This is a genomic window from Salipiger marinus, assembly GCF_900100085.1.
GTDB classification, from domain to species: domain Bacteria; phylum Pseudomonadota; class Alphaproteobacteria; order Rhodobacterales; family Rhodobacteraceae; genus Salipiger; species Salipiger marinus.
The window spans coordinates 27,369-40,112 of the sequence record NZ_FNEJ01000008.1 but is presented as its reverse complement, the minus strand read 5'-3'; the positions used below and the strand labels follow the sequence as shown (position 1 = coordinate 40,112).

7 protein-coding genes are annotated in these 12,744 nt (G+C 69.7%); 2 read left to right on the top strand and 5 right to left on the bottom strand.

Features of this window, described 5'->3' with window-relative positions; genetic code table 11:
* The 5 genes from BLR51_RS10525 to BLR51_RS10505 all read right to left on the bottom strand — a co-directional run bounded on the left by BLR51_RS10525 (position 1) and on the right by BLR51_RS10505 (position 8,617).
* A complete protein-coding gene (locus BLR51_RS10525; RefSeq protein ID WP_089847036.1) occupies positions 1–903 on the bottom strand; it encodes a 2-dehydro-3-deoxygalactonokinase in 903 nt (300 codons plus the stop codon).
* A gap of 157 nt (positions 904–1,060) precedes the next feature.
* Positions 1,061–1,816, bottom strand: coding sequence for a sulfite exporter TauE/SafE family protein (locus BLR51_RS10520; protein ID WP_089846661.1), 756 nt, complete (start codon positions 1,814–1,816; stop codon positions 1,061–1,063).
* A gap of 77 nt (positions 1,817–1,893) precedes the next feature.
* On the bottom strand, positions 1,894–2,772 hold the full coding sequence (locus BLR51_RS10515; RefSeq protein WP_089846659.1) for a transglutaminase family protein: 879 nt from the start codon (positions 2,770–2,772) through the stop codon (positions 1,894–1,896).
* Positions 2,773–2,775: 3 nt separating this feature from the next.
* Entirely contained in the window at positions 2,776–5,184 is a 2,409-nt protein-coding gene (locus tag BLR51_RS10510) for a circularly permuted type 2 ATP-grasp protein (protein ID WP_089846657.1), read from the bottom strand.
* 4 nt (positions 5,185–5,188) lie between these two features.
* Positions 5,189–8,617 (bottom strand): transglutaminase family protein, encoded by a 3,429-nt coding sequence (locus BLR51_RS10505; RefSeq protein WP_089846655.1) that lies wholly within the window; start codon positions 8,615–8,617, stop codon positions 5,189–5,191.
* A gap of 194 nt (positions 8,618–8,811) precedes the next feature.
* Here BLR51_RS10505 and BLR51_RS10500 point away from each other — a divergent pair, with 194 nt between their 5' ends.
* Both BLR51_RS10500 and BLR51_RS10495 read left to right on the top strand, forming a co-directional pair.
* Positions 8,812–11,952: a chemotaxis protein CheB gene (locus tag BLR51_RS10500; protein WP_165616801.1), complete on the top strand. Its 3,141-nt coding sequence runs from the start codon at positions 8,812–8,814 to the stop codon at positions 11,950–11,952.
* A gap of 102 nt (positions 11,953–12,054) precedes the next feature.
* Positions 12,055–12,726 carry a hypothetical protein gene (locus BLR51_RS10495; protein WP_089846652.1) on the top strand — a complete coding sequence of 224 codons (672 nt, stop codon included), beginning with the start codon at positions 12,055–12,057 and terminating at the stop codon, positions 12,724–12,726.
* Positions 12,727–12,744: the final 18 nt, after the last annotated feature.

The following is a 12,744-nucleotide window of genomic DNA, read 5'->3' as shown; positions in this document are numbered from 1 at the left end:
TCAGGCCTCCTTGGGGGTGCGGGCGGATTTCAGCCCTTCAAGCGTCATGCGGTCGGCATCGGCGATCAGGACCGGCAGGCCCTGCGCCTCCAGCGCCGTGCGGTAATGGGCGACAAGGCCTGACGCGCCCAGCAGGGCGACGTTCTGGCCCAGCCAGTAGGGTTTGGCGGCGGCAAGTTCCATGCCGATGAGCAGGCCCGAGAGGCGCGCGCGCGCGGCGGCGCCGTCGAGCCCGTGCAGCAGCCCTTCGGCGCGCAGGGTGAAGAGATCGCCCGCAAAGCCCGAGGGCCGCGCCATGGCCTGATCGACCCCGGCGGCAAAGGCCGCCTCGTCCCAGCCCTCGGCCAGACCGTGGCGCAGCACCGACTGCCCCGAGAGCAGCGCGAAGATCTCGCCGGTCATGTAGCTGCGGAAGGACACGATCTCTCCGGCGCTGACATGGACCCATTTGCTGTGGGTGCCGGGCAGGCAGATCACCCCGTCAAAGCGCGGGTTGAGCGCGAGGAAGCCCGCCACCTGCGTTTCCTCGCCGCGCATCACGTCGGCGGGGCTGTCCTGCGCCACGCCGGGCAGGATGTGGACGGCAAGCCGGGGATCGGTGCCGGGCACGCGCAGCGCCTGCGCAAGCCCGGGTGGCGCGCAGGGGGTGCGGACATAGGGCGCCTCGGCCCAGCCCTGCCGCGCGCCCGCCATGCCGCAGATGATGACGGGAAGCGGCGTGTCGCGCCGGGGCAGATCGCCCAAGAGGCGCAGCAGCACCGGTTCGAACTGCGACGGCGTGAGACGGCCCATGCCTTCGGGGCTTTCGGCGCGGTCAAGCACGGTGCCATCCCCGGCCATCTGCCACAGCCGCAGCTGCGAGGTGCCCCAGTCGACGGCGATCCAGTCGGGTTGCGTGGTCATGGTGCTGCCCTCCCCTGCCATGGCTGCGCATCTGGTATACCGCCCCCTGCGGCGGTGCAAGAGCGGCCCCTTTGCCCATGGGCGGAGGGGCAGCAGAGGGGGCGCTGCCCCCGCCCCCTGCGGGGGCTCCCCCGGGTTATTTGGGGCCGCTGGAAGCCTAGAGCCAGGCCACGGCGACCTCCTGCAGCAGCTTGAGCGAGAGCAGCAGCAGGGCGAGGTTGACGAAGGCGAAGAACAGCCGCTCCGGCAGGATGCGGGTGATGCGGTAGCCCGACCATGCGCCGAAGAGCGCGAGCGGCGCCAGCCAGACGATCTGCGCGAGGCTGTCCCAGCTGACCTGCCCCGCGAGGATATAGGGCGGCAGCTTCATCCAGTTCACGCAGGCGAAGAGGATGGTGGAGGTGCCCGCGAAGGTCATCTTGGGCAGTTTCTGCGGCAGGGTATAGGCCTGAAACGGCGGCCCGCCCGCATGGGAGATGTAGCTGGTGAAGCCCGCCAGCGCACCCCAGAACAGGCCACGCGGCACATCGGCGGCGCGCGGGCGGAAATCGCGCGCCAGCCGCTTGCGCAGCGCGTCGGCAAGATAGCCAAGCCCGATCAGCGCCACCAAGAGCTTGCCCGCCTCGGGCGGCACGCGCGAGACGAAGAAGAAGGCAGCACCGATGCCAAGCGCCGAGGCCGGGATGAGGATGGCGAGGTTGCGCGCGGAATACTGGCCCCGGAACAGCCAGACGGCATAGAGGTCGGCGAGGATATACATGGGCAGCAGCAGCCCTGCGGCGGCGGCGGGGGTGGTGAAGACCGACAGGATTGGCACGCCCAGCATGGCGATCATCGGCAGGCCGCCCTTGGAGGCGCCGACAAACCACGTGGCCAGCCCCGCCGCGATCCAGAATGCTGCCGAACTTTCCATGCCGTGATCCTTTGCCTCTGCCTGCCCCGGCCCGTCATGCCGTGCCTTGGCGGCGGAGGAAAGCCGCGATCTGGCGGTCAGACCGGGATCACGTCGACCTGATGGGTGGTGCGGTGCCGCCCCGCCGAGCGCAGCGCGCCCCGGATCGGCGCCACATCGGCATAGTCGCGCCCGAAGGCCACGGTGATGTGGTCGCCCCCTGCGGCCATGTCATTGGTGGGATCGATGCCGATCCAGCCCGCATCCGCCCCGCACCACGCCCGTACCCAGGCGTGCATGGCATCGGCGCCTTCCAGACGCGGGCGGCCCTTGGGCGGCAGGGTGCGCAGGAAGCCGGACACATAGCCTGCGGGGATCCCCAGCGCCCGCAGCGCGCAGATCATCACCTGCGCCATGTCCTGACAGACGCCGCGCCGGGCGCGGAAGGCCTGCGCGGGCGGGGTCGCCACGTCGGTGGCGGTGGGATCGAAGGTGAAATGCCCGTGCAGCGCCCGCGACACCGCCTGCACCGCGGCCTGCGCCGACATGTCGGGGCCGACGCAGGCGCGGGCAAAGGCGGCGATGGCGGGATCGGCGGGGATGCGTGGCGAGGCGCCGAGGAAGTGATGCGGGCTCGCCGCGCCGATGTCGCGCAGTGCCGCCACCTGCTGCGCCAGCGCCGGCAGGCCGCAGGACAGATCCAGCGCGCCGCTGTCGAGCGCGCGCCGCACCCGCCCGTCGAAGCGGAAGACGATGCGGGTCAGCCGCGCCTCGTGGGCGATCTCTGTCGTGGCATTGCCGAAAAAATCCGTGTCGTCGCGGCGCCAGCCCGGGGCCGGATCGGCGGTGACCACCCCCGCCAGCAGCTGCTGGCCCGGTTCGGTGCGGGGCAGCATCCGCAGCAGGGTGCGGCTGGCGGCGGCGGGGCTGTCGTAAAGATAGCTGATCTTCAGCGTGATGTCGTAATCCTGCGGCATGGCTCAGCTCAGATACTGCGCGGTAAGCGCGTCGGAGATGGCGGCGAGATCGCGGCGCAGGGCGGCAAGCCGCGCGCCAGTGATCTGGTCGGGGGTGGCGACCGCAAGCCCGGTGCGTGCCAGAAGGATGCGCCGCCCCGCCTCGCCCAAGGGGCCGCGGTCGGGCGGCGGCTGCAGGCGCGCCTCCTCCTCCAGCAGCAGATCGAGCTGGAAGCGCAGGCTGCGCGGGTTGTCAGGGTCAAGCGCCAGCAGGTCGATCACCGTGTCGCGGCCCGATTCCACCGAATAGCGGCGGCGATGGGTCATCACGCTGTCGCCCACCTCCACCGCCACATCGAAGCCGCCGCGCGGCGTGTCCCGGGCGGTGAAGGCGGCAAGGGTCGCGGCCATCTGGTCGGCGCGTTCCACCGCGCGGCCGATGGTCAGGAACCGCCAGCCCAGAAAGCGGAACATGTTGTCATGCACCAGCCCGGAAAACCCCGCGATCTTGCGCAGAAGCACGCTCATGGCGCGGGCGGCATCGTCGCCGGGCTGGGCGCGGCCCTGCAGGTCATGGGCGGTGGCGGCCAGATCCGACAGCGCGTTCCAGCCATCGGTGGAGAACCGGTCCCGCACCTTGGCGGCGCAGCCGCGCGAGGCGTCGAAATGCGCCAGAAGCCCGCGCGGCAGCGGATGGGGGGCCGGATCCAGCCCGAAGCCCGCCAGAAACCGCGCCAGATGCGTGACCAGCGGCACGGCGCGGGGGCCGTATTCCTCCAGCCGCAGGTGGTAGGCGCGCAGCTGGCGCACGCCGTTTTCCGCCCGTTCCACATAGCGGCCCAGCCAGTAGAGATTGTCCGCCGCCCGCGCCGGAAGCTGGCCCGGCTGGCGGCGCAGGAACGGGCCCGCCGGGGCCGCGGCCAGCGTTTCGGCCTGCACCGGCTGGTCGGAGGTGACCCAGACATCGGCCACCGCCCCGCCCGCCTGCATGGCAAGGGCGGTGGGATCGCCGCTCTGGCCGATGCGGGCATAGCCGCCGGGCATCACGGTCCAGCCCTCGGCGGTGCGCGCGGCAAAGACCCGGATCACCATGGGGCGCGGGCGCAGCTGGCCCTCGACCATGGCGGGGGTGGTGGACAGCGTCACCGCCTCCTGCCCGACCAGCGTGTCGCCCTCGCGTTCCAGCCAGTCGAGCACCGAGGGCTGGGCCGCGCCACGGAAGCGCCCGCCAAGCGCCGTGGTCGCATCCATGTCGAAGGGCAGCTTGGTGGACTGCGCCGGGCCGATCATCATGCGTTCCAGATTGTCGCGCACATAGGCGCGTTCGCGCGGCTGGCCGCACCACCATGTGGCGATATTGGGCAGCTTCAGCGGCGCGCCGGTCAGCGCGCGGCAGATGCGCGGCAGGAAGGCCTGCAGGGCCCGCGCCTCCAGCACGCCGGAGCCGAGGCAGTTGACCATGGTCAGCGCCCCTGCCCGCAGCGCCGAGACCATGCCCGGCGTGCCAAGCGCCGAGGTCTCGTCCAGTTCCAGCGGATCGGCGAAACGGGAATCGAGGCGGCGCCACAGCACCGACACCGGCTCTGCCCCGCCCACGGTGCGCACCGCCAGCGCGCCGTCGCGCACGATCAGATCCTCGCATTCCAGCAGCATGAAGCCCAGATAGCGGGCGATATAGGCGTGTTCGTAATAGGTGTCGGTGTGCTGGCCGGGGGTCAGGATGCCCACCCGGCTTTCGCTGCCCTGCCGCAGCCCGTTCAGCGCGTCGCGGAAGCCCCGGAAGAACCCGGCCAGCCGTTCGACATTGGCGCCGGGATAGACGTCATGAAACACGCGCGAGGTGGCCATGCGGTTTTCCAGCGCGAAGCCCGCCCCCGAGGGCGCCTGCGTGCGGTCGCCCAGCACCAGCCACGAGCCGTTCGGGGACCGGCCCACCTCGAAGGCGAGAAAGTGCAGATAATGCCCCGAGCGCGGCTTGACCCCCACCAGCGGGCGCAGCCATTCGGGATTGCGCGCCACCAGATCGGCGGGCAGATGGCCGTCGCGCACCAGCGCGCCGGGGCCGTAAAGATCGGCCATCACCCGTTCCAGCAGTTCCGCGCGCTGGGTGATGCCTTCGGCAAGCTGCGCCCATTCCTGCGCCGCGATCACCACCGGCACATGGCTGAGCGGCCAGTTGCGTTCGGTCGAGCCGTCGCCGGTATACTGGCGGAAATAGACCCCGGTATCGTGCAGATACTGGTCGCCCCGGGCAAAGGCGCGGGCCCGGGTTTCGGGCCCCTGCGCGGCCAGATGGCGGATCAGCGGCGCCCAGACCGGGCGCAGACGGCCATCGCGCTGCAAAAGCTCGTCCGCCACGCCCGGAGGCGGGCGGTAGCCCTGCAGAAACCGCTGCACCGCGTCCGGTGCACTGACCTTCGCGCCGTCCTGCACTGGGTCAGATCCAGCTGGCCCGGCGCAGATCCAGCGTCATCGGGAAATCCGGATGCGGCGCCTCGGGCGCGGGCCAGTAGCTGCCGGGCGTGTGCCCCATCTTTTCGAACCGGGCCAGACGGCGGGCCTCGGCCTCGTTGGAATTGACGGGGAAGGTTTCGTAATTGCGCCCGCCGGGATGGGCGACGTGATAGGTGCAGCCGCCCAGCGCGCGGCCCGTCCATGTGTCGAAGATGTCGAAGACCAGCGGCGCGTTGACCGCCAGCGTCGGGTGCAGCGCCTCGGCGGGCTGCCATGCCTTGAAGCGCACGCCGCCCACCCGCACGCCCGAGGTGCGGGTCTGCGCCAAGGGCACCGGGCGGCCATTGCAGGCCACGGTGTAGCGCGAGGGGTCGGTGGCGGTCAGTTGCACCTGCATGCGTTCCACGGAGCTGTCGGTATAGCGCACGGTGCCGCCGATGGCGCCGCGTTCGCCCAGAACGTGCCACGGCTCCAGCGCCTGACGCAGTTCAAGGTGGACGCCCTCATACTCGACTTCGCCCGCGAAGGGGAAGCGGAATTCCTTCTGCGCCTCGTACCAGTCCGGGCGGAAGCGGAAGCCGTGATCGTCAAGGTCGCGCAGCACGTCGAGGAAATCTTCCCAGACAAAATGCGGCAGCATGAAACGGTCGTGCAGCGTGGTGCCCCAGCGGGTGGGCTTGCCCTGCACCGGCGCCTTCCAGAACCGCGCCAGCAGCGCGCGGATCAGCACCTGCTGGGCAAGGCTCATGCGCGCGTCGGGCGGCATCTCGAAGCCGCGGAATTCCACCAGCCCCAGCCGTCCGGTGGGCCCGTCGGGGGAATAAAGCTTGTCGATGCAGATCTCGGCCCGGTGGGTGTTGCCGGTCACGTCGATCAGGATGTTGCGCAGCAGACGGTCGGTGAGCCATGGCAGCGGCGGCTCGCCCTGCCCCGGCGCGGGGAAATGCGACAGCGCGATCTCAAGCTCGTAAAGGCTGTCATGCCGCGCCTCGTCGATGCGCGGCGCCTGACTGGTCGGCCCGATGAACAGCCCCGAGAACAGGTAGCTGAGCGAGGGATGCCGGATCCAGTGCAGGATCAGCGACCGCATCAGGTCGGGCCGCCGCAGGAACGGGGAATCGTTGGGGGTGAGCCCGCCCACCACCACATGGTTGCCGCCGCCGGTGCCGGTATGGCGCCCGTCGATCATGAACTTGTCCGCCCCCAGACGGCACTGGCGCGCCTCGGCATAGACGGCCTCGGTGATGGCCTTGCAGTCGTCCCAGCTGTGGGCCGGGTGGATGTTGACCTCGATCACGCCGGGATCGGGGGCGACGCGGATCACGTTCAGGCGCGGATCCTGCGGCGGCGTGTACCCTTCGACATGGATGGGCAGGCCCAGATCTTCCGCCGTGGTCTCGGCGGTGGCGAGCAGGTCGAGGTAATCTTCCAGCGTCTCCACAGGCGGCATGAAGAGGCAAAGCCGGCCGTCACGCGGCTCGATGGCGATGGCGGTGCGCACCGCCCCCCCCGCCGGATCCACGCCCTGTTCCATGAGCCGCGCGCCCGGCTCCTGCGCCTTCGGGGCGCTGACCGGCTGCGCCTGTCCCGGCGTCGTCTCCGGCACCAGCGCCGCCTCTTCGGCGGCCTGCCGCGCGCCTTCGGCGGCGATGCGTTCCAGTTCAGCCATCAGCTTCTCGCGCCGCTCCTGCTGCAGCGCGTGGAAATCCGGCAGCGCGCCGCGCGGCATGCCCGGATCGGCGGGGTAGATATAGGGATAGGCCTCTGCCTCTACATGCGGCAGCGCGCCCAGCGGCAGGCGGAAGCCCACCGGGCTGTCCCCGGGCACAAGGAACAGATGGCCGCGCCGCGTGCGCCAGAGTTCGGTCTGCCAGCGCGGCGCTGCGGCGCGGGCCTGCCACATGCGCTGCACCGGCAGCACATAGCCCGCCGCCCGGTCCAGCCCGCGGGTGAACACCCGGGCGATGCGGGCCCGGGTTTCGGGATCCTTCAGCCGCGAATCCTCGGGCGTCACGTTCACCGGCAGGTCGGCCTCGCGCAGGATCCATTCCATCGGATCCTCATAGGCGGGCTGCACATAGGTTTCCGACAGGCCAAGGTTCTGCGCGAAGCGGCTCAGGAACTGCCCGGCCTCTTCGGCGGTGGCGCCGGTCGCGGTTTCGCGCGCCACCAGATCGGGGTTGCGCCACACCGGCTCGCCATCGCGCCGCCAGTAAAGCGAGAAGGTCCAGCGCGGCAGGGTTTCGCCCGGATACCATTTGCCCTGCCCGTAATGCAGGAACCCGCCCGGGGCGAAGCGGTCGCGCAGCCGCCGGATCAGCTGATCGGCCAGCGCGCGTTTCTGCGGACCTACGGCATCGGTGTTCCATTCGCCGGACTGGAAATCGTCGATGGACACGAATGTGGGCTCGCCGCCCATGGTCAGGCGCATGTCCTGCTCTTCGATCACCGCATCCACCTGCTGGCCCAGCGCGTCCAGCGCCTGCCATGCCTCGTCGGAGAAGGGTTTGGTGATGCGCGGATGTTCGGCGACGCGGGTCACGGTCATGTCGAAGTCGAACTCGACCTCGGGCGTGCCCGCCGAGGAATAGCCGCCAGAGATCGGTGCGGCGTTGCGGTAATGCGGGGTGGCCGCCAGCGGGATATGCGACTCCCCTGTCAGCAGCCCAGAGGTGGGATCAAGCCCGATCCAGCCCGCGCCGGGCAGGAACACCTCGCACCATGCGTGCAGGTCGGTGAAATCGTGATCCGTGCCCGCAGGCCCGTCCAGCGCCACCAGATCGGGCCGGAGCTGGATCAGGTAGCCCGAGCAGAACCGCGCGGCAAAGCCCAGATGGCGCAGGATCTGCACCAGCAGCCAGGACGTGTCGCGGCAGGATCCGCGCTCCAGATGCAGCGTCTCGTCCGGGGTCTGCACCCCAGGCTCCAGCCGCACGATATAGCCGATGTCGCGCGCCAGCTGCGCGTTCAGCGCCACAAGGAAATCGACGGTGTTGGTCTTCTTGCGGGCGATGGAGGCGACATAGGCCCTGAGCCGGGGACCGGCCTCTTCCGGCTTGCGGTAGATGGTCAGATCTTCGGAAAAATCCGCCGGATATTCGAACGGCCAGATTTGCGCGCTGTCATCCACGAAAAAATCGAACGGGTTGTAGACGGTCATGTCCGCGACCAGATCGACCTCGATGCGGAATTCGCGCACCGGCTCCGGAAAGACGAAGCGCGACAGCCAGTTGCCGTAAGGATCCTGCTGGTGATTGACGAAATGCCCCCCCGGCGACACCTTCAGCGAATGCGAGATGACGCGGGTGCGCGAATGTGGTGCGGGACGCAGCCGGATGATCTGAGGCCCCAGCGTCACGGGACGGTCGTATTTGTAATGGGTCAGATGGTGGATGCTTGCCGTGATCGCCATGAAAAGGGTCCGCCTGTGATGCCTCGGAAGCAAAAGACCCTCTTGCCCGTGTGATGTAAAGCCTCGCCGCCTGCCCGCCGGTTTCCATGGTCCCGTGCCGCCTATCCGGCAGGCGGCGCCGGGTGCGAAAGCTCTTCGCCGCAGGCCGGGGCTGCGATAGGGTGCGCCGTGGCGTGACAGGGGATGCAGGCGCAATGACCGACAGCGGACAGGGGCCGGTTCTGGTGGGGATCGCCGCCTCGGCGGGCGGGCTCGAGGCCTGCATGACCCTGCTGCGCGCCCTGCCCGCGGGCTGCGGCGGCAGCTTCGTGCTGGCCCAGCACATGGCCCCCGATCACCAGAGCCTGCTGCCCGACCTGCTGGGGCACGACATGCCGCTTGCCGTCCGCGAACTGTCCGGCCCGACCGAGCCGCAGCCGGGCTGCCTGTACCTGCCGCCGCCCGGCTGGGACGTGGTGCTGGATCAGGGCCGGATTCGGCCGGTGGCGCCACAGGCGCAGGGCACCGCGCCCAAACCCTCTGCCGACCGGCTGTTCCAGTCGCTGGCCGCCGGGCGCGGCGAGGACTGCATCGGCATCGTGCTGTCAGGCACCGGCAGCGACGGCACTTATGGCCTGCTCTCGATCCGCGAGGCGGGCGGGCTGACGCTGGCGCAGGATCCGGCCACCGCGCGCTACGAGGCAATGCCGCACTCGGCGATCCGCAGCGGCGGCGTGGATCTGGTGCTGACCCCGCAGCGGATCGGCGCGCATCTGGCCACGCTGCTGTGCCGTCCGCAGGCCGCGATACCGCTGGATCTGGACCGCGCCGAAGGCGGCTCCGGCGCTGAACTGTTCGCGCTGCTGCAGGCCCGGCAGGGGGCAGATTTCCGCGGCTACAAGGACAGCACGCTGACGCGGCGCCTGCAGCGGCGCATGGTGGCCCGCGATGTCGCGGACCTTGGCGCTTATGTGGCGCTCTGCCGGGAGGACGCGGCGGAACTGGACGCGCTGTTCCGGGATCTGCTGATTTCGGTCACGCGGTTTTTCCGCGATCCCGAGGCCTTTGCCGCGCTGGCCGAACAGCTGGACGCGCGCGTGGCGCAGGCCACGCGGCCCGGCGCGCCGCTGCGGCTTTGGGTGCCCGGCTGCGCCACCGGCGAGGAAGCATGGTCGCTGGCCATCCTTGCCGCCGAGGCGCTGGGCGGCCTGCACCAGCTGGACCGCGCAAGGCTGCAGGTCTTTGCCACCGACATCGACGACCGCGCGCTGGATCTGGCGCGGCAGGCCAGCTATCCCGCCTCGGCGCTGGCGCAGATCCCCCCCGCCTATCGCCGCTATTTCGACATGGCCGGAGAGCGGATCACCGTCGGATCGCGGCTGCGCAACGTCGTGACCTTCAGCCACCACAATGTCGTGCAGGATCCGGCCTTTCTGTCGCTGGATCTGGTCAGCCTGCGCAACGTGCTGATCTATTTCGACACCGGGCTGCAGGAACAGGTGCTGTCCCGGCTGCATTACGCGCTGGCCCCGCGCGGCCTGCTGTTTCTGGGCAGCGCCGAAACCACCGGCCCGCTGGACTCGCAGTTCGCCCCCCTGCCCCCCCGGCACCGCATCTTTGCCAAGCGCACCGGGGCCGTCGCGCCGCGCGCCGCCCTGCCCGGCCCCGCGCAGGCCGATCCCGGCTTTGACGCGCTGGCGCGCGCCGTGGTCCCGCAGGGCTTCCTGTGTGGCGCGGACGGGCGCATCCTCAAGATCTACGGCGATCTTGCCCCCTTCGTGGCGCTGACCGATCCGTTCCACGGCGGCATGACGCTGGCGGCGCTGCGTGGCCCGCTGGCGGGGGCGGCCACCGCGCTGCTGCATCTGGCGCTGCATGGCGGGCAGCGCCAGACCGGGCTCTGGAAGGATCTGGAGGGGCGCGATTTCGACCGGGTCCGGCTGCGCGCCTATCCCGTCGCCCGCGAGGCCGGGCCGCCGCTTATCCTGTTCGGCGTGGAAACCGGTACCCGCCCCCGCGCCGAAGCGGCGCCGCTGGACCGCGCCGCCTATCTGGAGCATCTGGAAACCGAACTCGCCCGCACCCGCGACCGGCTGGCCAGCACCAGCGGCCAGCTGCGCAGCACCGGCGAGACCCTGCAGACGCTGATCGAGGCGCTGCAGGTCGCCAACGAAGACCTGCAATCCGCCAATCAGGAGCTGGAAACCTCGAACGAGGAACTGCAGTCCACCAACGAAGAGCTGATCACTGTCAACGAGGAACTGATCCTGAAATCCGCCGAGCTGCAGCGCATGACCGCCGAACTTGACGGGCTGGTGCGGGAACTGCCGACCGAGACCATGATGCTGGGGCCGGATCTGATGATCCGCCACGCTTCGGAGCGGGCGATCCGCACCTTCCGGCTGCGCCGCGACAGCGCGGGTTTCGGCCATCTCACCCAGTGCCACATGCCGCCCGGCCTGCCCGCGCTGGCCGCGATCTGCACGCAGGCGCTGCGCGAGGGCACGCCGCAGCAGCATCAATACGAAGACCGCGACCAGCTTTACACCGTGACCGTCACGCCGCTGGTCGCGGCGGACGACCCGCCGGTGGGGCTGACCGTGGTGCTGAGCGTGGCGGAGATGCGCTATGACCGGATGCTCAGTCAGGCGATCCGCAGCTTCGGCCCCATCGGCATCTGGCAGGTGGAGATCGGCAAAGGCACCGTGGACTGGTCGGAGGAAACCTTTGTCATCCATGGCATGCAGCCCTCCGGCGCGCCGGTGCCGGTGGAGACCGCCGTCGCCATGTTCCACGAGGATGACCGGCTGATGGTGCGGCAGCTGGCGCAGGCCGCAATCGCCGATGACCGCGACAACAAGTTCCATTTCTTCGCCCGGCTGCGGCGTATCGACGGGCGGATCATCGTGGTGGAAAGCGCAGGCGCCATCATCCGCGACGAGGCCGGGCGCGGTGTCGGTCTGGTGGGTGTGGTCCGCGACTGCACCCGGCACCGCAGCGAGGACATCCTGCTGCGGCAGCTCAACAGCCTGCTGGCTCTGGAAGGGTCGGGCTTCTGGTCCTATACCTTCACCAGCGGGCTCAGCTATTTCAGCCCGCTCGCCTGCGCGCATCTGGGGCTGGACGTGGAAACCGCCCCCCAGCTGGAGGAGATTCTGGCCAGAATCGATCCGCAGGACCGTGCGCACTGCCGCTGGCTGCTGACCGAAGCCCCCTGCGGGACGCCGCTGGTGGCGGAACTGAGCGCAAGCGGCAGGCGCTTTCGCCTCAGCCTCTATGGCAGCCCGGACAGCAGCCAGAGATTCGGCCTGCTGACAGCGATTCCGGACTTGGCGCAGCGCCCGGAAGATGTGTAACCATACGGTGAAGATCGGCGGAGTCATCGTGGGGTTAATCAATCATTAACTTGTTTGCCCCAGTCTCGGACCAAAAGGTCCCCCTGCCCGGAAAGGCACATCTTGCAGGTCCAGCGCATCACGACCCCCTCTGAAGGCTTTCTTCTGGAAATCTCGCTCAGCCGGGACGAGGTGGCGCGTGTCTGGATGGCGGAGCGGGTGTCGCTGAATTTCTCCGAGGTGCGCCACAGGCTGAGCTTTGCCCAGCCGCTGCCGCTGGACCGCGCCTTCACCCCCGAATTTCAGGACTCCATCGCGCCCTACCTGCCCGAAGGCTTCGACCAGCAGGTGCATGCGGCCAATGCCGCCGTGCTGCAGCTGCCGCATCTGATCCTTGGCGGGGTCAGGGTGCTGTCGCATCTGCCGGTGATGGGGGTGCAGAGGGTCACGCTGCGGTTCAAGCGGGCCTTCGGGGCGCTGCAGTCCTTTCTGCAGCCGCAGCACCGCACCGAAGACATGACGCGGCAGGGGCTCGACAAGGCCGCCGCCGAAGCGCTGCTGAGCTTTCTGACCCCGACGCTGGAACTGGCGCAGATCGACCAGCGCGCGCTGCAGGATCCGGAGGTGTGCGATCTGGTCGCGACCCGGCTGGACCGTCTGGCCGAAAGCCGTGACGAGCTGGCCTTTTTCGCGCATCTGATCCGGCGCTTCGTGGACCAGAACGCGCCCCTGCCCGGCAACACCCACGACGCCCCCGGCACCGCCCGCCAGAAACTGACCGGCCCCGCCTCCTGATCTTCCGGAAATAGCAGC